This window comes from Rhizobium sp. 01N424 (assembly GCF_056399485.1).
On the sequence record NZ_JBFTRK010000012.1, the window covers coordinates 79,677 to 102,078 of the forward strand.

Consider the following 22,402-nt stretch of genomic DNA (forward strand, 5'->3'; position numbering starts at 1 on the left):
CGCTTCCCTAGCCGAAGGCCAGAAACAGCGAGGCAACGGTTCCGGCGCAGAGCAGCAGGACGATCGTCTTTTCCGTCTTTGCGCCCATCATATCTGTCATCGCCTCCAAAGCGTCCGGCTAAAACACCGCCGACCCGGCTTGTCTCGACCGGCGCCAGCCTGCAATCGATAGAGACTATGCTGCAGCCAAGCTGCCGTGGAGAAATGGAGTTCTATTCTCCATAATTTTTATGGAATTTATATTGTTGTGAGGCCCTACGCTTTGGTGCCTAGATGCGCGGGACAATCAACCCCGGCCCACCACGCACGGTGCCACGGCTTATTCCACAGGAAGCGACCATGAACGCGCCTTTTTCACCTCCTGCAGCAAGGCCTGCCGCGCACCGCATAGCGACGGAAGACGAGGCCATCCGGATCGCCCGTGAGCTTGCAGAGAGCTTCGCGCAAACTGCATCGCAGCGGGATGCCGAAAGAAATTTACCCTTCGAAGAGCTCGACCGGCTTTCGTCCTCCGGTCTTCTGGCAATCACCGTGCCGAAAGACTTCGGCGGTCTTGGCATTTCCAACGCAGTCCTCGCTGAGATCACCGCCATTATTTCGGAAGCGGACGGTTCGCTCGGCCAGATCCCCCAGAACCATTTCTACATTCTGGAGGCGCTGCGGACCGACGGCAGCGAAGACCAGAAGAAAACCTTCTTCGCCGAAGCCCTGGCCGGGCGCCGGTTCGGCAACGCGCTGTCCGAACGCGGCACCAAGACGGTTGGACATTATGAGACCCGCATAACCGGTGATGGCAGCGGCTACCGGATCAATGGCACGAAATACTATTCGACCGGCGTGATCTTTGCGGACTGGATCACCGTTTTCGCACTGGATGAGGAGGATCATCTGGTGATGGCCTTTCTGCCCAAAGGAACCGAGGGTATCGAAATCGTCGATGACTGGGATGGGTTCGGCCAGCGCACCACGGGCAGCGGCACCACGATCCTGAACAACGTCTTCGTCGAGCGCGCCGCGGTGGTGTCGCATCACCGCGGTTTCGAGCGGCCCTCGACCATCGGTTCCGTCGGGCAGATCATTCACGCCGGCGTCGATCTCGGCATCGCCCGGGCGGCCTTCAAGGAGATGGTCTATTTCGTCACGCACAAGGCGCGGCCGTGGATGAACAGCGGCGCCGAGCGCGCTAGCGACGACCCGCTGACGATCGCTAAGGCCGGCCAGATCGCTATCAGACTGGAAGCCGCTGGCGCGCTTCTCGAACGTGCCGGACGCAAGGTCGATGCCGCGCAGGCCGATACAAGTGAAGAGAAGGTGGTCGAGGCCAGCCTTGCTGTCGCAGCGGCAAAAGTGCTGACCACGGAGATCGCCCTTGAGGCGACGGCGACGTTGTTCGAACTGGCGGGAACGGGTTCGGTGAAGACGGGACTCAATCTCGACCGGCACTGGCGCAATGCCCGCACCCACACGCTTCATGACCCCGTCCGCTGGAAATATCACGTCGTCGGCAATTACCATCTGAACGGCGTCATTCCACGGAAGAACGGCGCGCTCTGACGAATAAAACGAAACCCCTCCGCACAGCCGCGAAGGGGTTTCTTGTTTTCGCAACAATGACCTCAGCTATAGAGGCTGACGTCGGGTATTCGGCCGTTCAGCACGAAGTCTCCGACTTCCTTGGCCTTGTAGAACACCGGGTCGTGCAACGTGTGCGTGCGCACATTGCGCCAGAAGCGGTCGAAACGGTATTTTTCCGCCGTCGCGCGGGCGCCCATCAGCTCGAAGACCCGCGAGGTGACATCCAGCGACACATGGGTCGCATGCACCTTGGCGGCATAGGCTTCGGCGGCAGCTTCGCCGCGCTCGCGCGCCGTCACCGCATGCCCCTTCGCCAGCCCCTCCTGCACCACCGCGGCTGCGACATCGGCAAGTGCTGCCGATGCCTTGACCGCCGCTGTGAGCTCGCCGACCCTTTCAAGAATATAGGGATCGTCGGCAGCGCGGGCCGCATTCGACGTCACCCAGGGGCGGGTCGTCGTGCGGACATAGTCGACGGCAGCGTTCAGCGCGCCCTCTGCCGTTCCCAGATAGAAATTGACGAAGACCAGCTGGATCAGCGGCGTGTTGAAGGTCGAGAGCACCGGCGGAGCCTCATCTGCCGGCGCGGGTGCGGCGACGAAATCGTCCTCATAGACGGGGAAATCATGAAACTCGACGCTGCCGCTGTCGGAAAGACGCTGGCCGAAATTGTCCCAGTCATCATTCGCCTTGTATCCCGGCCGGCTTGTCGGCACTGCAAAACCGGCAATCTTGTCATCAAGCGCGGCATTGGCATTGATATAGTCTGACACGTGCGCTGCCGTGGAGAAGGACTTGCGACCGTTCAGCACATAGCCGTTGCCGCGCCGCGTCAGCACGAGGCCCGGATCGCGCGGATTGACCGCTGCTCCCCAATAGAGGCTCTTTGCCACCGTCTCGGAACTCAGTGCCTGCGCGCGGGGCTCGTCGAATGCCCAGTTGATATATTGGCTGTTGACGTAGTGGTAGCCGAGCAGCTGGCCGATGGAGCTTTCGCCGCGCGCGAGGATACGCACCAGCCGCAGACCATCCACCCAATCGAGCCCGCCTCCGCCGATCTTGATATCGTGGAGTGCGTTTAGGAGGCCGGCGTTCTTCAGCTTGACGATCTCGCCGATCGGCGGACGGCCATCGCGGTCAAGTTCGCCTGCGCGGGCGGAAAGATCAGCCGAGATCTCCTCCGCACGGGTAAAAAGGTCCTCGCGCGTCGTGCTGCGATTGGCCGCAAAGACGACATTGGACTGGCTCATGATGAAAACTCCGGTTCTATGAAATTGGAGCCGGCGGGGCCTCGTGGTCCCCGCCGGGAGATCGAGAATGTCAGCCTAGAAAAGCTTTGCCGGGATCCAGTTCGCGGTCACCGCATCGCTGGCGCTGAATTCCGGGATCTTCTGGGCGAGGTCCTCGATCGTCTTGACACCGGCGGCGCGCAGGCCCTCCTGCGTCAGGAGCACAGGCTTGACGGTGATCTGGTGGGGAACGTCCTGCCCGGCGATCTGCAGGGCTGCTGCGCGAACCGATACGGCACCGACGACGGCCGGATTGGTCGCGACCGTTGCGACCCACGGGCTGCCCTCTTCGGTGATCTCCTGGATGTCGGCGGTCGAAACGTCGGCCGAATAGATCTTCAGCTTGCCGGAGATACCGAGGTCACCGGCCGCAAGCTTCACGCCGCGGGCGAACTCGTCATAGGGTGCGAAGACGACATTGATGTCGGGATTGGCGGTCAGCGCCGCCTTTGCCTGGTCGGCCGTCGAGGTCGCCGTGGTGTCGCTGACATTGCCGAAGCGGGCCTTCTCGGTGACGCCTAAATTCTCGGCCTTGAACTTTTCCCAGACCTCGTTGCGGCGGTCGAGAGGCGCGAAGCCCGCGACGTAGACATAGCCCGCCTTGAAGCTGGTGCCGTTGTCCTTGACTGCCTGTTTCAGGGCAAGTTGGGCAAGCTCATGGTCGCTTTGCTCGACCTGCGGGATCTTTGGATTGTTGAGGTTGACGTCGAAGGCAACGACCTTGATCCCCTTGTCCACTGCCTGCTGGACGACGTCGCTCAGCGATTCCGGCAGGCCGTGATCGACGACGATACCGGCCACGCCGAGATTGATCGCCTGCAGGATTTGCTCGCGCTGCTGGGCCGCGTCCTGGCGCCCCGGGAAGACGCGGAGATCGATATCGAGTGCCTTCGCCTGAGCCTCGGCACCGGCCTGATAGGCCTGGAAGAAATCGCCAGCGGAGATGTAGCTGATCAGCGCCACCTTGACCCCGCCCTTGTCGAAGGGAGCCGGGGCGCCGCTCAGGCCACCGGCAAAGGCGGCGGCGGAGAGAGATGCGGAGAGGGCGGCTGCAGAAAAAGCAAGCCGTGCAAGAGATTTCATCGTCGCTGTCCTTGTGATCGATGGCAGGCACCGTCTGACGGGCAGAACGATCCCGGCGGCGCATGAAATTATTAGATATAAACTCTATGTTTTTAGTAGATTAAATCATCCGATTTTCGGAGCCCCGGGAGATTCTTTGTTTCGCAACACAGCCCGCACGGGCAATCGCTTGCCTGGAACGGGACGCCCCCGGCGGTCCAATATGCCGGCCCGAAAGCCCGGATATGATTGATGCCGCTTCTTCACGTCGAAAACATCACCCACAGATTTGGATCCACAGTCGCGCTCGCCGACGCGAGCCTGTCGATCGAGCGCAGCGAGATCATTGCGCTGATGGGCGCCAACGGCGCGGGCAAATCGACACTAGTGAAAATCCTTTCGGGCGTCTTTCCGGCAGATAGCGGCCTGATTGAACTGAACAGCCGGCCGTTCGCCCCGAAAACGCCATCTGAAGCGGCGCGAGCCGGGGTGGTGACCGTTCATCAATCGACCGATCTCGCCGGAGCGGCCGGGCTGACGGTCGCAGATACCCTGCTTCTCAACCGTTTCGCCGAGGGCTCGGCGCCGTTCTTCATATCGCGCAGGAGCGTGCGCAGGCAGGCACGCGCCATTCTCGATACTGCCGGCTTCGACCTCCCGCTCGACCGGGACTTCGCCGATCTCAGCACCGCCGACCGTCAGCTTGCCGCTATCGCACGCGCGCTTGCAAACAATGCCGAACTGCTGATCCTCGACGAGCCGACCGCAAGTCTTTCGGGAGACGAAAGCCAGCGCCTGTTCGATGTCCTGCGCCGCTTGCGCGCAAAGGGTCTGGCGATCCTCTATATCTCTCATAGAACCGCCGACCTGAGGGCGATTGCCGACCGCGCCGTCATCATGCGCGGCGGGCGGGTCGTCGAGGGTTTCTCGCAGCCGATCGACTTCTCCCGTGCGCTTGAGACCATGATCGGCCGCAAGCTCGAACTGGCACGGCCCGCGGCGCGAGACGCTGTTGGCCCAGCCGTTCTGGCGATGCGCGATATCAGGCTGCTGCCGTCGAGCGTACCGTTCGATCTCGAGATCGCCGAAGGCGAGGTCGTGGCTCTTACCGGCGTGCTCGGCGCCGGCAAGAGCCGGCTTCTGTCGGCGATCTTCGGCGCGGCCTCCTTTGCAGGCGGCACAATGGAGCTCGATGGCAAAGCCTATCACCCGAGGTCACCGGCGGATGGGATTGCGGCAGGCGTTGCGATGGCGGGTGAAGACCGGCATCGCGCGTCTCTCATGCCTGCCGCCTGGCCGGGAAACTCGCTGGCCGCCACCATCAGTCTTCCCCATCTGAAGAAATGGTATCCGTTCGGCCTGATCGCGGGCGGGCGCGAAGCGCGGGAAGCGACGCTCGCCATTTCCCGGATCGGCATCAAGGCTGCCGGTCCCTTTGCCTCGGTCTGGGCCCTTTCCGGCGGCAACCAGCAAAAGGCGGTTCTTGGCCGCTGGGAGGCCGAGCCGAGCCGGCTGCTGCTGCTCGACGAGCCCTTCCAGGGCGTCGATGTCGGCGCACGGCACGACATCATCAAGGCGATCCGCTCGCGCCGGGACCGCGCCACTTTGATTGGAACGTCGGATCCGGAAGAAGCTCTCGAGGTGGCCGATCGCATCGTGACGATCGACGGCCATACGCTCCTTCCGGTCAGCGAAACCCTCACCACACATGGACCAACGATATGACGAGCATCGACGATGACGCCTTTGAAACGCGGAGCAAGGAGCCCGCTCGGCAAAGTATTGCCGGCCGTGCCATGGCGCTTGGCCGCTCGCTGCGATCGGGTGCCGTCTTCATCTTGCTTGGCCTGATGGTGATCGGCTTCGGCATCGCCGAACCGGCCTTTGTGAACGTCGCCAATCTGATGAGCATCCTCCAAGCCGTCTCGGTCGTCGCGATTCTCGGCGCGGGCGTTACGGTGACGCTGGCCGTCGGCGGCTTCGACCTCTCGATCGGCGCCATCGCCGCCTCCAGCGTCATGGCGGCAAGCTACGCGATGATCGTCTGGCAGCTCGATGCCTTCATCACCGTGCCGCTGGTGCTGACGTTTGGCGCAACGGTCGGGCTGATCAACGCCCTGCTGATCGTCAGATTGCGGGTTCCTGATCTCCTGGCGACGCTCGCCATGATGTTTCTGCTGTCTGGCCTGCAGCTTATTCCGACTGCTGGCCGCTCGATTTCTCCCGGGCTCATCCTGCCCGACGGATCGAAGGCATCGGGCGCCTTCGATCCGGCATTCCTGATGATCGGCCGATACAGCCTTTTCGCCACATTGCCGGTCTCGGTCGTGCTGATGGCAGCCGTAGCCGTCACATTATACGTGCTGACCGAACACACGCGCATAGGCCGCCTGCTTTTTGCCACCGGTGGCAATGAACTGGCGACGCGGCTTGCCGGTGCTTCAACGATACGGCTGAAGACGCTTGCCTACCTCATATCGGGATCACTCGCCGCATTGGGCGGCATCGTCATTGCCGCACGTGTCGGGCGCGGCGATGTCTCATCCGGCGGTTCACTGCTAATGGATGCCGTCGCAGCGTCGCTGATCGGCTTTGCCGTTCTTAACCTGCGCCGCCCGAATGTGCTTGGGACCGTTGCGGGCGCCGTCTTCGTCGGCGTCCTGCTCAACGGGCTGACGATGCTCAATGCGCCCTACTATACGCAGGACTTCGTCAAGGGCGCCGTGCTGGTCGGCGCGCTGGCCTTGACCTTCGGCTTGGGCCGCAATGCTGATCGCTAGCAGCCCTGCCCGGCCCGCCAAATTTTCGCCAACACTCTGAACTTTTGGAATAACGTACCTCCTTTGTCCTTTATTTCCATATATTTTATGTACTATTGAAATTGAGGGATATGGCCATGACTAAGGAAATTGGGGACGGCCTTGGACGCCGTGAAATCTTGAAGTTTGCAGCGGTCGCAGGAGCGACCTTTGCAGGTACCAGCCTGCTGACGGCGCCGGTAGCGCGCGCCGATGATGCAGCGCTCTCGCTGAAGGGCAAGCGGATTGCCATCAGCGCGACGGGCACCGACCACTACTTCGATCTTCAGGTCTACAATGCCCAGATCGAAGAGGTGAAGCGTCTCGGCGGCGAGCCGATCGCCGTCGACGCCGGCCGCAACGACGGCAAGTTGATCGCCCAATTGCAGACGCTCGTGGCACAGAAGCCAGACGCGCTCGTGCAGATCCTGGGGACGTTGAGCGTCATCGACCCGTGGCTGAAGAAGGCGCGCGACGCGGGGATCCCCGTCCTGACCGTCGATGTCGGCTCGACGAATTCGCTGAACAACACGACTTCGGATAACTGGGGTATCGGCAAGGACCTGGCGCTGCAGCTCGTTTCCGATATCGGCGGCGAAGGCAATATCGTCGTCTTCAACGGCTTCTACGGCGTGACGCCCTGCGCCATTCGCTACGACCAGCTCGTCAACGTCGTCAAGTACTTCCCGAAGGTGAAGATCATCCAGCCGGAACTGCGGGATGTGATCCCCAACACCGTACAGGACGCCTTCACGCAGATCACCGCGATCCTGAACAAGTATCCGGAAAAGGGTTCGATCAAGGCCGTCTGGTCTGCATGGGATATTCCGCAGCTTGGCGCCACCCAGGCGATCGCAGCCGCCGGACGCAATGAAATCCGCACCTACGGTGTCGATGGCAGCCCCGAGGTTCTGCAGCTCGTTGCCGATCCGAAGTCGCCCGCCGGCGCCGACGCGGCGCAGCAGCCAGCCGAGATCGGCCGCGTCGCCATCCGCAATGTTGCCAAGCTGCTGTCTGGCCAGACACTGCCGCGCGAAAGCTATGTCCCGGCGCTGCTCGCCAACAAGGAGAATGTCTCCGACATCATCAAGAAACTCGGCATCGGCTGATCTTGAGGCGGACCCTTTCGATTGCGGGAGGGTCCACACTCCAAAATTCTGGAACAATCCGACATGAGTGCATCCGCAGTGGCGCCGACAGCTGAAACCGGCGACGTCATCATTCGCTTCGACCGGGTCGTGAAACGCTTCGGCGGTGCGCAGGCGCTGGCCGGAACATCGCTCGCCGTCCGGCGCGGCACGGTACACGGCCTTGTCGGCCAGAACGGGGCCGGCAAATCGACGTTGATCAAGCTCCTTGCCGGCTTCCATGTGCCGGACGGCGGATCGATCGAGGTCGATGGCAAGCCATATGAGAGGCTCACGCCGCATCTCTGCGACGAACTCGGCATCCATTTCATCCACCAGGACCGGCTGCTGGTTCCAACCTTCACGGTCGGCGAGGCGTTGTTTCTCGGTCACGAGCGGCGTATCGCTCGAACGCCGTTTCTCAATCGCCGGGCGATGCAGAAGCGCGCCGAAGAGCTGCTTGCAAACTATTTCGGCGTCAATCTGCCAAGACACGCGCTGATCAGCCAGCTATCGACGGCCGAGCGGCAGATCGTGCAGATCACTCGGGCGCTGCTCCATAAGCCGAAGGTTCTCGTCTTTGATGAGCCGACTGCTGCCCTCGTCCGGCGCGAAGCCGATATCCTCTTCCAGCTGATCCGCCGCCTTCGCGACGAAGGTGTGACCATCATCTACATCTCGCACTATCTCAACGAGATCGAAGACCTCTGCGATCATGTGACGGTGCTGCGCAACGGGCTCAGCGTCGCTTCCCTGCCGATCAGCGAGGCACCTGCCACGACGATCGCAGGCCTGATGATAGAACGCGATATCGGCGAGATGTTCCCCAAGCGAAAGGTCGAACTCGGAGACGCAATTCTGGACGTTAGTGGCCTGTCGGCGCCCGGCCGCTTCGACAATGTCAGCTTCACCCTGCGCCGCGGCGAGGTGCTCGGCATCACCGGGCTTCTCGGCTCCGGCGCCAAGGATCTCATCCGGTCGCTCTTCGGCCTCCAGCGCGCCGCAGACGGCACGATCAAGACGGGCAGACGGACCATCGACCCGAAGAGCCCATCGGCGGCGGTCGAGAGCCATATCGCGCTCGTTCCCGAGGACCGGCGCGGAAACGGCGTCAGCCTCGACCTCAGCGTCACCGAAAACATCACGCTTCCGAGCCTATCGCGCTACAGCCGCTTCGGGTTCCTCAAGCTGGCGGGCGAGCGGCGCGACACGGATGACCTGATCCGGCGTCTGCAGATCAAAACGACCGGCGGGAATGCGCTGGTACGCACCCTGTCGGGCGGAAACCAACAGAAGGTGGCGATCGCAAAATGGCTGAGCCGCCATTCCGAGATCTATCTGCTCGACGAGCCGACAGTCGGTGTGGACATCGGCTCGAAGGTCGAGATCTACACGCTGATCGGTGAGCTTGCGGCGCGCGGCGCTGGCGTCGTCGTGCTGTCTTCCGACCTGCCCGAGCTCGTCGGCATCACCGATCGCATTCTGGTGTTCTTCCGCGGACGGCTGATCCGTGAACTCGCCTCAGCAGAAACCACAACCGATGAAGTGCTTGCGATCTCGACGGGCGCTTCGGAAGGATTGCATCATGTCGGCTGATATCCAGGTCGCTCCCTCCCCGGATTATCTCGCCGATGTACCGCGCGCCGGCGGCGCCTCGGCAGCGGCGATCCTTCGTTTCGGTTCGCTGCTCGTCTTCGCGGTCATCCTGGTCGCGTTTGCACTCACTGCGCCTTACTTCCTCTCTGTCGGCAATATCGGCAATGTGCTCGGCCAATCGGCAATTTCAGGGATATTGGCAATCGGCCTGACGGTGGTGCTGATCGCCGGCGGCTCCAATGTCGTCACCGGCGGCATCGACCTTTCTCTTGCCGCCAATATGGGCGTGAGCGCCGCAGTCTACGCGACATTGATCCAGCTGGGTTTCAGCGACCCGGCTGCTGCCGGCGCAGCACTGTTGACCGGCCTTTCGATTGGTGCGGTCAACGCAGCCGCGGTGGTGCTCGCCGGTATCGTGCCGTTGCTCGCGACACTCGCAGTAATGAATATAGCCGCCGGTCTGGAGCTCGTGCTGACGCAAAATACCGTCGTTCCGGCATCGACCGATTTCCTGACGGCGATCTCCTCGTCAGACAGCTTCGGCATCCCGTTCCTTGCCTATATCTTGCTCGGGTTTGCCGCCCTTGCCGGGGCGATCATCCAATACACGCCGGCTGGCCTGCGGCTCTATGCAGTCGGCGAGTTTCCGGATGCTGCGCGGGCCGCCGGCTTGCCGGTCAAGCGCCTGCTCGCAGGCGCCTTCATTGCCAGCGGGTTGTGCGGCGGGGTGGCCGGCATTCTCTCGGTCTCCTATCTCAGCGGCAGCACCACCGGTTCCGGCGAAGCGCTGCTCCCCGTCGTGGTCATCGCGCTTCTCGGCTCGGTGTTCTCGCGCCGTCTGGTTCCAACAATTCCGGGAACATTGATCTCGGCGCTGTTCGTCGGCTTCCTGACCAACGGCTTCCAGCTTCTCAACCTCCCGAGCACACTGGTCAGCGGCGTCCAGGGTCTTCTCATCCTCATCGTGGTCTCGGCCACGACCCTGCTGCGCAAACGGGAGGCTTGATATGGCCGGCTTGAAACTCGCCGAGGGGTCGATCGCTAACCTTGCCCGCTATGGACTGATCGCGGCTCTGGTCGGGGTCTTCGCGCTGTTCTCGATCCTCGCGCCGGCATTTCTGACCGTCGGCAACTTGCAGAGCATCCTCGTCAATAACTTCACGCTGCTGGCGATCGTCTCGATCGCCATGACATTCGCCGTCACGGCCGGGGGTATAGATCTTTCGGTCGGCACGGCGGTCGATTTCGCAAGCTTCGCCTTCGTCTCCCTCGTGCTCGCTGGCGAGCCTGTGTCGCTGGCCGCCCTTGCCGGACTCGCCGCGGGCGCACTCGTCGGCGCTGTGAATGCGGTACTGGTTTCCGTCATCGGCGTGGCACCTTTCCTCGCCACACTCGGCACTCTGTTCATCGGCCGCAGCATCCAGCAGCTGCTGACCAACGGCGGCAATCCGGTCTATCTTCCGCCATCAGGGATCCCTGATGCGTTCCGGTTTCTCGGGCACGGGACGATCGCCAGCGTACCGGTGCCGCTGGTGATCGCCGCAGCTGTCATCGCCGCATCGGCCGCGATCCTCGCCTGGACGCGTTTCGGACGCGTGGTGCTGTCGATCGGCATCCAGCCAAGCGTGGTTCGCTATTCCGGGATCAACCTTGGCATACCCGTCGGTGCGACCTTCATCCTCGCAGGCGTGATCGCCGCGATCGCCGGCCTTGTGCTGACGGCGACGGTCACCGTCTACATCCCCTCCTCGGGCAATGCCTTTCTTCTGAATGCCATCGGCGCAACCTTCATCGGCACGACACTTTCGCCGCTCGGCCGCCCCAACATTCCCGGCACCGTCCTTGGCGTCCTGCTTCTCAGCGTCGTCGCCAACGGCCTGCTCCTGACCGGCCTCAATTTCTACTGGCAGCAGGTCGCGACAGGAACGCTGATCTTTGCGGTGCTGGCCTTCAGCTTCATCAACCGGAAAACCGCCGCGGCCTGACATCGATCGGCCGCCGCTTCAGGAACAAGCGCATGACACGTGAAATCAGGCTGAACGCCTTCGATATGAATTGCGTCGGACATCAGTCGCCAGGTCTCTGGCGGCATCCGCGCGACAAATCCGCCAACTACAAGGATCTCGATTACTGGGTGCATCTGGCAAAGACCCTGGAGCGCGGCAAATTCGACGGGTTGTTCATTGCTGATGTGCTCGGCGTCTACGACGTGCTGAACGGCAATGTCGATGCAGCCCTTCGCCATTCCGCACAGGTTCCGGTCAACGATCCGCTGCAGATCATTCCAACCATGGCCTACGCCACCGAGCATCTGGGTTTCGGCCTGACGGCTTCGCTGTCGTTCGAGCACCCCTATACGTTCGCCCGCCGGATCTCGACACTGGACCACCTGACGAAGGGCCGGGTCGGATGGAACATCGTCACCTCCTATCTTAACAGCGGCGCGCTGAATATCGGCCAGCCGGCGCAGACGAACCACGACGACCGTTATGATCTCGCCGATGAATATCTCGACGTCTGCTACAAGCTTTGGGAGGGGAGCTGGGAAGATGACGCCGTGGTGCGCGACCGGGATGCCGGCATTTTCACCCATCCCGAAAAGGTCCATCCGATCAATCATGCCGGCAAGCATTTCACGGTGCCCGGAATCCATCTTAGCGAACCATCGCCGCAGCGCACGCCGGTTCTCTACCAGGCGGGTGCCTCCAGCCGCGGCAAGGACTTTGCCGGTGCACACGCGGAATGCATCTTCGTTGCTGCCCCCTCCAAGCCTGTCCTGAAGCGCTATGTCGCGAATGTCCGCGAGGCGGCCGAGCGCGCCGGACGGAATCCGCGCGAAATTCTTGCCTTCAACCTGCAGACCGTGATCCTCGGCGAGACCGACGCGGAGGCACAACGCAAGTTCAACGAATACCGGAAGTATGCCTCGCTCGAAGGCGCCCTCACCCTGATCTCGGGATGGACCGGCATCGATTTCGGCCAGTTCGGCCCGGACGAAGTGCTGCGCCATCGCCATACGAACGCGGTGCAGTCAGCGGTCGAGACCTTCACCACTATCGATCCGAACAAGGAATGGACGGTGCGCGAGATGGCCGACTGGGTCGGCATCGGCGGCTTCGGTCCGGTCTTCGTCGGCTCGCCATCGACGGTCGCCGACCTGATGCAGGAATGGGTCGAGGATACCGACGTCGACGGTTTCAACCTCGCCTACGCGGTGACCCCCGAGAGCTTCGAGGATGCCGTCGATCTTCTTGTCCCCGAGCTTCAGCGGCGCGGCGTCTACAAGACCGATTACCGCAAGGGCGCGCTCCGCGAAAAGCTGGGGGGGCAAGGGCCGAGGCTCGTGGCCCCGCATCCGGGCTCAACCTACCGGCGGACCGGCGCGCGGCTGGCGGCGGAGTAGCGCCGGATACCGTGACGACAAACAATTGGAGACGCGCTTGGGCTGCCTCGCATTGCGTAGGCGGCTCAAGCCCTTAGCTGTTTCGATACCGCTATTCTTCGCTCGTCAGCGCGGCGCGAAGCCGCTTTACGTTCTCATTCAGCGCTCCAATGCCTTCCATCGATAGGCCTGAACGCGCCAGCAGCGTCTCGCCGAGACAGTTGCTCTGCTGCAGCAGAGCCTTTCCGGCATCGGTCAGCCAGACATGCACTTGCCGTTCGTCTTCCTTGCTCCGGCGCCGCGCGACAAGGCCAGCCTGCTCCATTCGCTTGACCGGTGGCGTGACGGTGCTCGATTCCAGCGATAGCCGCTCGGCGATGGCGCCGATCGTCATGCCGTCATCCTCGCCCAGCGCATTCAGCACCAGATACTGAGGATAGGTGATGCCCATGGCGTCGAGCATCGGCTTGTAGGTGCGGTTGATGGCGATGCTGGTGGCATAGAGCGAAAAGCAAAGCTGGTTATCGAGAGGCAGTGGCATAGGCAATCTCCAGTCGTCTTCGCTCCATATACCGCAAAAAATATTATCGCGATAATTATTTCTCTGGACAAGCGCGGAATGAGACGCTAGCTTTTGTTTATCGCGATAATAAGTATTGCGAAACATATAACACGGAGATCCGAGATGAGCCAGTTTGACATTCAAGCAACCCGTCGCGGAGTGATGGCCGCCGGATTGGGCCTCGCCGCCGCGGCCGCCATTCCGCTTGCCCAAAGCGCAGAAGCCAAGACCAAGCAATCGCCAAAGGAGAACACTACGATGAGCAGCAATACCTTCACCACCAAGGACGGCACGCAGATCTTCTACAAGGACTGGGGCAAGGGCCAGCCGGTCGTCTTCCACCATGGATGGCCGCTGAGTGCAGACGACTGGGATGCCCAGATGCTGTTCTTCCTCGACAAGGGCTACCGTGTCATCGCCCATGACCGCCGGGGGCACGGCCGCTCCAGCCAGACGGCGACCGGCAACGATATGGACACCTATGCAGCCGACGTTGCCGAACTCGCCAAGCATCTCGATCTGAAGGATGCCATCCATGTCGGCCATTCGACGGGTGGCGGTGAGGTTGCGCGCTATGTCGCCAAGCATGGCGGTGGCGGCCGCGTTGCCAAGGCGGCGCTGCTCGGCGCCGTTCCTCCGATCATGCTGAAATCGGACAAGAACCCGGGCGGCCTGCCGATCGAGGTGTTCGACGCCTTCCGCGCCGCGCTGGTCGCCAACCGCGCGCAGTTCTTCCACGATATTCCTGCCGGTCCCTTCTATGGCTTCAACCGGCCTGGCGCGAAGGTTTCCGAAGGGGTCATCGACAATTGGTGGCGCCAAGGCATGATGGGCGGCGCCAAGGCCCATTACGATTGCATCAAGGCATTCTCCGAGACGGACTTCACCGACGACCTCAAGGCGATCGACGTACCCGTCCTCGTCATGCATGGCGACGACGATCAGATCGTGCCGATCGCCGATTCCGCCTTGCTTTCAGCCAAGCTCCTGAAGAAGGGCGAGCTGAAGGTCTACAAGGGATTGCCGCACGGCATGGCAACCACCCATGCCGACGTCATCAACGCCGACCTCCTGGCTTTCTTCAAGGCCTGAGTTTCAGATGAAAACCGATGTGCCCGCCCTGCGGGCACATCTTCCGTCGCGCGAATGGTGCCGCTGCATGGTCGCCCAGGCAGGGCTGCACGGACGCCCTTCCCTCTCCTGTTCTCTTCGCCAGCGCCCATTTGCCGCTTTGCAGCAATATCCGCCGTGAAGCGGTTGAAAGCGTGACATTTGTCGTTAGGTTCTCAACCTGAACCAGAATGCGCCGATTGAAAAGGACCGACAAAATGGCAGAGAAGAACCCCGCCGACAATTTCCCGGCAGGATACGAAGTCCCCAAGGTTTGGACCTGGGACAAGGGTAATGGCGGCCAGTTCGCCAATATCAACCGGCCGATTGCCGGACCAACCCATGACAAGGTTCTGCCGGTCGGCAAGCATCCGCTGCAGCTCTATTCGCTCGCCACGCCGAACGGTGTCAAAGTCACCATCATGCTCGAGGAATTGCTGGCGCTCGGCCACCAAGGCGCGGAATACGATGCCTGGCTGATCAGGATCGGTGACGGCGACCAATTCGGCTCCGGCTTTGTCGACGTCAATCCGAACTCGAAGATCCCTGCCCTTTTCGACCATTCGACGCCAGAGCCGACCCGCGTTTTCGAGAGTGGATCGATCCTGCTCTATCTGGCAAAGAAGTTCGGCGCCTTCCTTCCGGCAGATCACAAGGCGCAGACGGAGACCATGAACTGGCTCTTCTGGCAGATGGCCTCGGCGCCCTATCTCGGCGGCGGCTTTGGCCACTTTTATGCCTATGCGCCGATTCACATCAAATATGCCATCGACCGCTTCTCGATGGAGGTCAAACGCCAGCTTGATGTGCTCGACCGCCAGCTTGCCGATAACAAATACATGGCTGGCGACGAATATTCGATCGCCGACATCGCGATCTGGCCGTGGTACGGCAATCTTGCGCAGGGCAAGGCCTATGGCGAGGCCGGCGAGTTCCTCGACGTCGTAAGTTACAAGCATCTGCAGCGCTGGACGCAGGAGATCGCCGAACGCCCCGCCGTAAAGCGCGGCCGGATGGTCAACCGCGTCCATGGCGACCCGTCCGAACAGCTGCACGAGCGGCACGATGCCTCGGACTTCGAGACCAAGACCCAGGACAAGATCGCCAAGTAACCCGACGCTGGCCGCCACAGCCCTGAAAGGGGCATGCGGCGGCCCGCCAAACGTCTCGACGCTCGCGGCACCCGCTAGTGATGCCCGAAATCAGTAGCGCCTGCGCCACGATGACACCCGGTTTTCGTGCGCGGCTACCGCCTTGTTACCATGCGCTATCCGCCCTAAGTATTTTAGCGAATTCGGAGGAAGCATGGATAAGGTATTGATGAGCAAGGCAGAGACTGGCGTCCAGGGCCTCGACGATGTGCTTGCCGGCGGGTTTACCCGCAAACATGTATTTCTGCTCGAAGGATCTCCCGGCACGGGGAAAACGACGATCGCGCTGCAGTTCCTTCTCGAGGGTGCCGCACTCGGCGAGCGTTGTCTCTACATCAGCCTCTCCGAAACCGATGAGGAGCTTCGTGATTGCGCCAGGTCGCACGGTATGGAGATCGACTCGCGGGTCGAGATTTTCGAACTCGTGCCGCCGGAAAGTCTGCTCGACGCCGACCAGCAGCAAAGCCTGCTCTATTCGTCGGACCTGGAACTTGGAGAAACGACCAAGCTGATCTTCGAGGCCTTCGAGCGGATCAAGCCGCAGCGTGTCGTTATCGACAGCCTGTCGGAAATCCGCCTGCTTGCGCAGAGTTCGCTCCGCTACCGCCGGCAGATTCTGGCGCTGAAGCACTTTTTCTCGCGATCGGATGCGACCGTCCTGCTGCTCGACGACATGACGTCCGATAGCCTCGACAAGACGGTGCACAGCGTCGTCCACGGCGTCATCCATCTTGAGCAGCTGGCGCCTAACTATGGGTCGGAGCGCCGCCGCCTCAGGGTCATCAAGTACCGCGGCCAGTCGTTCCGCGGCGGCTACCACGACTTCGTCATCAAAACCGGTGGAGTCGCAGTCTTCCCGCGCCTGCGCGCTATTGAGCACAAGACCGGGTTCGAGCGGACCACCCTCTCCAGCGGGCTGCACGAATTCGATCGTCTTCTGGGCGGCGGCATCGAGCGTGGATCCAGCACCTTGCTGATCGGCCCGGCTGGTACCGGCAAAAGCCTGTTTACCCTGCAATTCGTCAATGCGGCGGTACAGCGGGGCGAGAGGGCCGCGATCTTCATTTTCGATGAGGAACTGGGGCTCCTATTCGCACGTACAAAGTCGATGGGCATCGATCTTGAAAAGATGCGCGACGACGGGTCTATCCATATCGAGCAGCTGGATGCGGCCGAACTTTCACCGGGAGAGTTTACGCAGCGTGTCAGAGACAGGGTTGCCAGCTATGACGCAAAAACGGTCATTATCGACAGCATCAACGGCTATCAGGCCGCGATGCCGGAAGAAAACGCCCTCATTCTGCACATGCATGAGCTGCTTCAATATCTGAACCGGCAAGGCGCCAATACGTTCCTGACCGTCGCCCAGCACGGTCTTGTCGGCGACATGAAGTCGCCCGTCGATGTCACCTATCTCGCCGACAGCGTCATCCTGCTCCGGTATTTCGAAGCCTTGGGCAAGGTGCGCCGCGCGGTCTCCGTCATCAAGAAGCGAACTGGGCCGCACGAGGATACCATCCGCGAATTTCGAATTTCCAATGCCGGACTGTCGCTTGGCGAACCGCTCTCGGGGTTCCAGGGAGTGCTGCGCGGCGTCCCGAATTTCGTTGGAGAAAGACAGCCGCTCCTTCCATTGTCAGATGAGGACGGCACCGATTCCTAACAGCGATACCATCGGCCTGATCTACGCTCCAGTCGGCCGGGATTCGAAAATTGCAGCGTCTCTCCTGCAGGAGGCAGGCATCAAGGCAAGGATCGTGTCCGATCTGCCGTCCTTTGCCGCCAACCTTGGCGACGCTGTCGCCTTTGCCGTTATCACCGAGGAAGCATTTCGTTCCGCCGATCTGCGCGCCGTTTCCGCCTGGATCGAAGTGCAGCCGAGCTGGTCCGACCTTCCCTTCATCATCCTCACCAATCGCGGTGGCGGCCCCGAACGCAATCCGGCTGCCGCCCGGCTCTCGGAAGTGCTCGGAAATGTCAGCTTCGTTGAGCGCCCGTTCCATGCAACCACCTTCATCAGCGTGGCGCGTTCCGCCATGCGCGGGCGCCGGCGGCAATATGAGGCACGATCGCGGATCGAGGCTCTCGATGAGGGTGAGCGCCGCCTGCAGACCGCGCTCGGCGCCGGCCGGCTTGGCGCCTGGGAGCTCGATCTCACCACCAACGAGCTGACCACATCGGCGACCTGCAAAGCGATTTTCGGACGCAGCCCGAACGATGCGTTTTCGTATACCGATCTGCTCGCTATCATTCACCCAGAAGATGTCGGCCGGATGCTGACCGCAGTCCGGGCGACGATCGAAAGCGGAGCGGATTATTCGATCGAGTACCGGACGATCTGGAAAGACGGATCGGTGCATTGGGCCGAAATCCGGGCACAGCTCTACAAGGACCGGTGGGGCAAGGCGATCAAACTTGTCGGCGTTTCGGCTGACATTACCGACCGCCTCAAGGCGGAGGAACACCAGCGGCAGCTGAACGAGCTTCTGGAGGAGCGTGTCGCCGAGCGCACCCGCGAGCTGGAACAGGCGCACGCGGTCGTCATGGCAGAGGTGAGTCAGCGCGAGCGCGCCGAAGAACAGTTGAGGCAGGCTCAAAAGATGGAGGCGATCGGCCAGCTGACCGGCGGGGTCGCGCATGATTTCAACAATCTTCTCATGGCAGTTCTCGGCAATCTTGAACTGCTGCGCAAACATGCGGGAGACGACGCCAGGGCGCTGCGCCTGATCGACGGCGCCCAGCAGGGCGCCAGGAGAGGCGCGTCGCTGACTCAGCGTCTGCTGGCCTTTTCCAGGCGGCAGGATCTTCGCATCGACCCGGTCGATATGCGGGCGTTGGTGTTTGGCATGGAAGACCTTCTCAAGCGCTCCGTCGGATCGACTATAGTTGTCGAAACCTTGGTGCCGGATGATCTTCCCCTCGTTTCCGCAGACGCAAACCAGGTCGAACTGGCGCTGCTCAATCTCGCCGTCAATGCCCGTGACGCGATGCCTGACGGCGGCACCATTCGTATCGAACTCAGACAATCCGAGCAGATATCCGGGACGGCAGAGCTAGCGGCTGGCAGCTATGTCATCCTTTCCGTCGCCGACCAGGGGCACGGAATGGACGAGGAGACGCTGAAAAAGGCGATCGAGCCGTTCTTCTCGACCAAGGAGCTCGGCAAGGGAACCGGTCTCGGCCTGTCGATGATCCATGGCCTTGCATCGCAGCTGAAGGGCGACCTCAAACTGACCAGCGAAGTTCGCAAGGGCACGACGGCAGAGTTGTGGATACCTGTATCGATCTCCAGCGCTGCACAGCCGGAATTGATCGTCATCCCGCCACAGGCTGCCGGCAATGCGTCTGGGCCGAAGCGGATATTGCTTGTCGATGATGACCTTCTCATCGCGATGAGCTCTGCCGACATGCTGATGGATCTCGGGCATGACGTCGTCGAAGCCCATTCAGGAACGGAGGCGCTGGAATTTTTCGGTGACGGATCGGCTTTCGATCTTGTCATCACCGACTATTCCATGCCCGGCATGACCGGCGGCGACCTGGCGAGAGCCGTGCGCGCCATCGCGCCGGCTCTGCCGATCCTCATTGCGTCCGGCTATGCCGAGCTTCCCCCAGGAGTCGATCTCGATGTCGCAAGGCTTGGAAAGCCCTACACACAGGACCAGCTGGCCAACGAGATCGCCAAGGTCGCCTTCAGCGCCCGCTGATCCCGCATCTGCTTTGCGAGACTGACGGGACGATTACTTCGCCGCGATCGCCGTCATTTCAACGAAGAGGTCAGGCGAAGCCAGCCTGGCCTCGACCGTTGCACGAGCCGGCGCATGTCCCGCCGGAACCCACGCATCCCAAGCCGCATTCATCTCGTCAAACCCCGAAATGTCTGAGAGATAGATGGTGACGCTGACGAGATTTTCCTTGCTGACGCCCGCCTGCGCCAGCGTATCGTCGAGGCTGGCCAGAACATCCTCGGTCTGCAGCCGCACCGGCTGGCCACGGGTGGTTTCAGCCGTATGGCCGGCGAGGAAGATCAGGTTTCCGACGACCACCGCGTCGCTCCAACGCGCCGCCAAGCCAATTCTCTCGATCATTCAAATGCCCTTTCATGCTCGATCCCGTCTGAGCCACAGCGCTAGCGCCTGAAATACGAAAAGGCCAGCATCTTCTGGGGCGCGCGGCCTATGTCTGGAAGTTGGCATCGGGTCCTCGGACCTGCTGAAAGTTTAAGTTGACCGTTCCCGATGTCAGGACGACATTTACAAGCGTATCAAGGCAGGAGGAGAAAACGGTGGAAGAGTTGGACCGCTGGCGCCAGATGGCAAGTGCGCCGAGAGACGGCAGCCGGATTCTGGTGACGATCCGTCCGTCCGAGCAGGGATCGGCGGAAGTCGATCTCGCCTATTGGTCGAATGGCGATCAGTTTGGCGGCGAAGGCTGGCGCGCGTCGGATTCCTCGCCCGGGCAGATCATCGAATATGCCGAACCGGAATTGAAGTGCTGGATGCCGATGCCTTCCGCAAATCTCGGACGCAGCTCGATGCCGGCGCCCTGGGCGGGCGACGACCATCAGAACCTCGATGGATCCGGCATCTAGGAAACTGGAAGTGTTGCCAGCCCGGCTTTGGGCCGGGCTATGATCCGAGAATGGATTTCGCCAGATCAGCATGATGGGCCTGAGCGACATCAGGATGAGATCGCAGGCGGCTCTTCAGCTGGTTGATCCCCACTTCGCGAAAGATCGGGTTCAGCGGATCTGAGGTCACGCCACGCTCACTGCTGCGAAGCGCTTCGGGAAGCTCGATCACCGGTATCGTCGCATCGGGACGCGAGCCCAGGAAGAACGCCACGGAGAACCGCTCGACGCCACGGGGCGGTGCGACGACGTCGTGCACGTCCGCACGGACGAAACCGTTTGTCGCCAGTTCAAGGAGTTCGCCCGTGTTGATGACGAAGGTGCCGGGAACCGGCGGCGCGCTGGTCCACTCGCCGGCCTCTGTGCGAACGCGCAGGCCGGGCGTCTTGTCCTGGAGAAGAACGGTGACGAAGCCGCCATCCTTGTGTGCCCCGACGCCTTGATCGGTCTCGGCGACATCCCGGCCCGGATACCGGATGATCTTCAGAAGCTGCGACGGCTGCGGATCGTAGATACCGGCGAAGACATCTTCCGGCTGGTCGAGCGCAACAGCGATGGCCTTCAAAATATCGATGCCAATCCTTGTCACTTCAGCTTGATAGGCGAGAAGAAGCGGTTTCAGTTCAGGAAGGGCTTCCGGCCACTGGTTCGGGCCCTGGAGCCATTTCCATGGCGGCGTGCCGGGACCGATCTCCGCAGCCGTGCCTTCGGTGTTGATGTCGAGCTGCTCGCGCCAATCCTGTTCGCCGCGCGTGCGTTCCTGCCCGGCGCGATTGTATCCTCTAAAATGCGGTGACTTGATCATCTCGATCTTCAGCTTCTCGTCCATCGGAAGCGCGAAGAACCTTTTGGACGCGGCAATGACATCGTCGATGAAAGCCTGCTCGACCCCATGCCCGGTGAGATAGAAGAAGCCATGATCATGCAGCACATGGCGGAGCTCTGCCACGAAAGCATCGCGTTCCCGGCCATGAAACTGCGAGATATCAAGCACAGGCAGCGCACTGCCGGATGGGTTGGCGTCGTTCAGGGCCGTCATGAAAGTCCTCGTATCCTGCGGGCGTCGATGGACCCAGCATAGAGACGATCGAGCGGACTGAAACACAGATCCGTTCAAGGTCGCGGTCCAGATTGAAAAACCGTTGCCCGCCACGACCGGACGGAAGAACAAATCACCGGTAGCGCGTGCCCATACCAGATGTGCGCAGTGCCGGTGGAACAGCACGGCAAGGCTGCCGCAGAACATCGCTGCGAGATCCGTCAAGACGCTTGCCATCCCGTATAGATCCGGCGAGCAGGGTTCAGCACCCGCAGGATGGCCGCCAATCGCATTTTCGCTTGTTGAATACGGCATACTTATTCCGTTATATATGAAGGAAACAGGAATATCAGAGGTAATGGCCGTTGAACGAAATCTCAAACGAGACCGTCGCAGAGAGCGGCTACCGGCAAATAAGGGCGGATATCATTTTCGGGCGGCTTTCGCCGGGGCAGAAGCTCAAGCTTGAAAATCTGAGAATCGCCTACCAAACCAGCGTCAGCACACTGCGAGAGATTCTCAACCGCCTGACATCAGAAGGCCTCGTCGTTGCCGAGGGGCAGCGCGGCTTCGAAGTCGCGCGTGTTTCGGTCGCCGACCTCAGGGAGACAGCAGCGCTGCGTCTGCTTCTCGAGGAGCACGCGCTGGAGCAGGCCTTCGAACAGGGCGATGTCGAATGGGAAGCGCGGCTGGTCTCGGCCCATTACAAGCTGGCGCGCATGGAAGAGGTGATGGCCTCGGGCGATACCAGCAGGGCGGAAGACTGGAAGCGCTACGACTGGGAATTTCACCAGGCTCTGATCTCGGCCTGCGGATCGCGCCTGCTGATGGAAACGCATTCGGCGGTGTTCGACAAATATCTGCGATATCAGATGGTGGCATTGTCCTATCGCGGCGGCGTTGCCGAAGAAGAGCACAAGCAACTGCTGGAGGCGGCACTTCAGCGCGACATCACGACGGCGAAGAGAATATTGCAGCGGCATATTCAGCAGGGCGTCGAACATGCGCTGAGCAAGGGTTCGCTGGCGACCATTCGCCTATCGGCAGGATAATGTATTCCACGCACCGTGGTGCGGGACGT

At 61.4% G+C, this 22,402-nt stretch carries 19 protein-coding genes; 14 read left to right on the forward strand and 5 right to left on the reverse strand.

Annotated elements, in window-relative coordinates:
* Nucleotides 1–339: 339 nt before the first annotated feature.
* Nucleotides 340–1,554: an SfnB family sulfur acquisition oxidoreductase gene (locus AC1DNK_RS24810; RefSeq protein ID WP_477943810.1), complete on the forward strand. Its 1,215-nt coding sequence runs from the start codon at nucleotides 340–342 to the stop codon at nucleotides 1,552–1,554.
* Nucleotides 1,555–1,616: 62 nt separating this feature from the next.
* On the opposite strand, the gene AC1DNK_RS24815 is transcribed toward AC1DNK_RS24810, so the two are convergent.
* Both AC1DNK_RS24815 and AC1DNK_RS24820 read right to left on the reverse strand, forming a co-directional pair.
* A complete protein-coding gene (locus AC1DNK_RS24815; RefSeq protein ID WP_477943811.1) occupies nucleotides 1,617–2,825 on the reverse strand; it encodes an acyl-CoA dehydrogenase family protein in 1,209 nt (402 codons plus the stop codon).
* Nucleotides 2,826–2,900: 75 nt separating this feature from the next.
* Nucleotides 2,901–3,947, reverse strand: a complete 1,047-nt coding sequence (locus AC1DNK_RS24820) for a substrate-binding domain-containing protein (protein ID WP_477943812.1) — start codon at nucleotides 3,945–3,947, stop codon at nucleotides 2,901–2,903.
* Nucleotides 3,948–4,178: 231 nt separating this feature from the next.
* Here AC1DNK_RS24820 and AC1DNK_RS24825 point away from each other — a divergent pair, with 231 nt between their 5' ends.
* The 7 genes from AC1DNK_RS24825 (at nucleotide 4,179) to AC1DNK_RS24855 (ending at nucleotide 12,850) form a co-directional block, all read left to right on the forward strand.
* On the forward strand, nucleotides 4,179–5,651 hold the full coding sequence (locus AC1DNK_RS24825) for a sugar ABC transporter ATP-binding protein (protein ID WP_477943813.1): 1,473 nt from the start codon (nucleotides 4,179–4,181) through the stop codon (nucleotides 5,649–5,651).
* Nucleotides 5,648–6,706, forward strand: coding sequence for an ABC transporter permease (locus AC1DNK_RS24830; RefSeq protein WP_477943814.1), 1,059 nt, complete (start codon nucleotides 5,648–5,650; stop codon nucleotides 6,704–6,706). The genes AC1DNK_RS24825 and AC1DNK_RS24830 overlap by 4 nt, the downstream gene beginning before the upstream one ends.
* 116 nt (nucleotides 6,707–6,822) lie before the next feature.
* Nucleotides 6,823–7,833, forward strand: a complete 1,011-nt coding sequence (locus AC1DNK_RS24835) for a sugar ABC transporter substrate-binding protein (RefSeq protein ID WP_477943815.1) — start codon at nucleotides 6,823–6,825, stop codon at nucleotides 7,831–7,833.
* 63 nt (nucleotides 7,834–7,896) lie between these two features.
* Nucleotides 7,897–9,447 (forward strand): sugar ABC transporter ATP-binding protein, encoded by a 1,551-nt coding sequence (locus tag AC1DNK_RS24840; RefSeq protein ID WP_477943816.1) that lies wholly within the window; start codon nucleotides 7,897–7,899, stop codon nucleotides 9,445–9,447.
* Complete coding sequence (locus AC1DNK_RS24845; RefSeq protein WP_477943817.1) at nucleotides 9,437–10,453, forward strand: ABC transporter permease; 1,017 nt, start codon at nucleotides 9,437–9,439, stop codon at nucleotides 10,451–10,453. The genes AC1DNK_RS24840 and AC1DNK_RS24845 overlap by 11 nt, the downstream gene beginning before the upstream one ends.
* Nucleotide 10,454: 1 nt before the next feature.
* Nucleotides 10,455–11,432, forward strand: a complete 978-nt coding sequence (locus AC1DNK_RS24850; protein WP_477943818.1) for an ABC transporter permease — start codon at nucleotides 10,455–10,457, stop codon at nucleotides 11,430–11,432.
* A gap of 32 nt (nucleotides 11,433–11,464) precedes the next feature.
* Entirely contained in the window at nucleotides 11,465–12,850 is a 1,386-nt protein-coding gene (locus AC1DNK_RS24855; RefSeq protein ID WP_477943819.1) for an LLM class flavin-dependent oxidoreductase, read from the forward strand.
* Between the two features lie 91 nt (nucleotides 12,851–12,941).
* On the opposite strand, the gene AC1DNK_RS24860 is transcribed toward AC1DNK_RS24855, so the two are convergent.
* Complete coding sequence (locus AC1DNK_RS24860; protein ID WP_477943820.1) at nucleotides 12,942–13,370, reverse strand: MarR family winged helix-turn-helix transcriptional regulator; 429 nt, start codon at nucleotides 13,368–13,370, stop codon at nucleotides 12,942–12,944.
* A 279-nt stretch (nucleotides 13,371–13,649) separates the two neighbouring features.
* On the opposite strand from AC1DNK_RS24860, the gene AC1DNK_RS24865 reads away from it, so the two are divergent.
* The 4 genes from AC1DNK_RS24865 to AC1DNK_RS24880 all read left to right on the forward strand — a co-directional run bounded on the left by AC1DNK_RS24865 (nucleotide 13,650) and on the right by AC1DNK_RS24880 (nucleotide 19,359).
* Nucleotides 13,650–14,483, forward strand: coding sequence for an alpha/beta fold hydrolase (locus AC1DNK_RS24865; protein ID WP_477943821.1), 834 nt, complete (start codon nucleotides 13,650–13,652; stop codon nucleotides 14,481–14,483).
* A 236-nt stretch (nucleotides 14,484–14,719) separates the two neighbouring features.
* A complete protein-coding gene (yghU, locus tag AC1DNK_RS24870) occupies nucleotides 14,720–15,613 on the forward strand; it encodes a glutathione-dependent disulfide-bond oxidoreductase (protein ID WP_477943822.1) in 894 nt (297 codons plus the stop codon).
* Between the two features lie 193 nt (nucleotides 15,614–15,806).
* A complete protein-coding gene (locus tag AC1DNK_RS24875; protein WP_477943823.1) occupies nucleotides 15,807–17,315 on the forward strand; it encodes an ATPase domain-containing protein in 1,509 nt (502 codons plus the stop codon).
* Complete coding sequence (locus tag AC1DNK_RS24880; RefSeq protein ID WP_477943824.1) at nucleotides 17,293–19,359, forward strand: ATP-binding protein; 2,067 nt, start codon at nucleotides 17,293–17,295, stop codon at nucleotides 19,357–19,359. The genes AC1DNK_RS24875 and AC1DNK_RS24880 overlap by 23 nt, the downstream gene beginning before the upstream one ends.
* Before the next feature lie 33 nt (nucleotides 19,360–19,392).
* Here AC1DNK_RS24880 and AC1DNK_RS24885 read toward each other — a convergent pair whose 3' ends face one another.
* A complete protein-coding gene (locus AC1DNK_RS24885; RefSeq protein ID WP_112599014.1) occupies nucleotides 19,393–19,740 on the reverse strand; it encodes a RidA family protein in 348 nt (115 codons plus the stop codon).
* A 197-nt stretch (nucleotides 19,741–19,937) separates the two neighbouring features.
* On the opposite strand from AC1DNK_RS24885, the gene AC1DNK_RS24890 reads away from it, so the two are divergent.
* Nucleotides 19,938–20,243: a hypothetical protein gene (locus AC1DNK_RS24890; protein WP_112390022.1), complete on the forward strand. Its 306-nt coding sequence runs from the start codon at nucleotides 19,938–19,940 to the stop codon at nucleotides 20,241–20,243.
* A gap of 37 nt (nucleotides 20,244–20,280) precedes the next feature.
* Here AC1DNK_RS24890 and AC1DNK_RS24895 read toward each other — a convergent pair whose 3' ends face one another.
* Nucleotides 20,281–21,321: an isopenicillin N synthase family dioxygenase gene (locus AC1DNK_RS24895; protein ID WP_477943825.1), complete on the reverse strand. Its 1,041-nt coding sequence runs from the start codon at nucleotides 21,319–21,321 to the stop codon at nucleotides 20,281–20,283.
* 365 nt (nucleotides 21,322–21,686) lie between these two features.
* Here AC1DNK_RS24895 and AC1DNK_RS24900 point away from each other — a divergent pair, with 365 nt between their 5' ends.
* Complete coding sequence (locus AC1DNK_RS24900) at nucleotides 21,687–22,373, forward strand: GntR family transcriptional regulator (protein WP_112390028.1); 687 nt, start codon at nucleotides 21,687–21,689, stop codon at nucleotides 22,371–22,373.
* Nucleotides 22,374–22,402: the final 29 nt, after the last annotated feature.

What these genes read in the sequence shown, in the direction of transcription:
- AC1DNK_RS24810 (WP_477943810.1), top strand. Translation starts at nt 340, where the DNA reads ATGAACGCGCCTTTTTCACCTCCTGCAGCAAGGCCTGCCGCGCACCGC.
- AC1DNK_RS24815 (WP_477943811.1), bottom strand. Translation starts at nt 2,825, where the DNA reads ATGAGCCAGTCCAATGTCGTCTTTGCGGCCAATCGCAGCACGACGCGC.
- AC1DNK_RS24820 (WP_477943812.1), bottom strand. Translation starts at nt 3,947, where the DNA reads ATGAAATCTCTTGCACGGCTTGCTTTTTCTGCAGCCGCCCTCTCCGCA.
- AC1DNK_RS24825 (WP_477943813.1), top strand. Translation starts at nt 4,179, where the DNA reads ATGCCGCTTCTTCACGTCGAAAACATCACCCACAGATTTGGATCCACA.
- AC1DNK_RS24830 (WP_477943814.1), top strand. Translation starts at nt 5,648, where the DNA reads ATGACGAGCATCGACGATGACGCCTTTGAAACGCGGAGCAAGGAGCCC.
- AC1DNK_RS24835 (WP_477943815.1), top strand. Translation starts at nt 6,823, where the DNA reads ATGACTAAGGAAATTGGGGACGGCCTTGGACGCCGTGAAATCTTGAAG.
- AC1DNK_RS24840 (WP_477943816.1), top strand. Translation starts at nt 7,897, where the DNA reads ATGAGTGCATCCGCAGTGGCGCCGACAGCTGAAACCGGCGACGTCATC.
- AC1DNK_RS24845 (WP_477943817.1), top strand. Translation starts at nt 9,437, where the DNA reads ATGTCGGCTGATATCCAGGTCGCTCCCTCCCCGGATTATCTCGCCGAT.
- AC1DNK_RS24850 (WP_477943818.1), top strand. Translation starts at nt 10,455, where the DNA reads ATGGCCGGCTTGAAACTCGCCGAGGGGTCGATCGCTAACCTTGCCCGC.
- AC1DNK_RS24855 (WP_477943819.1), top strand. Translation starts at nt 11,465, where the DNA reads ATGACACGTGAAATCAGGCTGAACGCCTTCGATATGAATTGCGTCGGA.
- AC1DNK_RS24860 (WP_477943820.1), bottom strand. Translation starts at nt 13,370, where the DNA reads ATGCCACTGCCTCTCGATAACCAGCTTTGCTTTTCGCTCTATGCCACC.
- AC1DNK_RS24865 (WP_477943821.1), top strand. Translation starts at nt 13,650, where the DNA reads ATGAGCAGCAATACCTTCACCACCAAGGACGGCACGCAGATCTTCTAC.
- yghU (WP_477943822.1), top strand. Translation starts at nt 14,720, where the DNA reads ATGGCAGAGAAGAACCCCGCCGACAATTTCCCGGCAGGATACGAAGTC.
- AC1DNK_RS24875 (WP_477943823.1), top strand. Translation starts at nt 15,807, where the DNA reads ATGGATAAGGTATTGATGAGCAAGGCAGAGACTGGCGTCCAGGGCCTC.
- AC1DNK_RS24880 (WP_477943824.1), top strand. Translation starts at nt 17,293, where the DNA reads ATGAGGACGGCACCGATTCCTAACAGCGATACCATCGGCCTGATCTAC.
- AC1DNK_RS24885 (WP_112599014.1), bottom strand. Translation starts at nt 19,740, where the DNA reads ATGATCGAGAGAATTGGCTTGGCGGCGCGTTGGAGCGACGCGGTGGTC.
- AC1DNK_RS24895 (WP_477943825.1), bottom strand. Translation starts at nt 21,321, where the DNA reads ATGACGGCCCTGAACGACGCCAACCCATCCGGCAGTGCGCTGCCTGTG.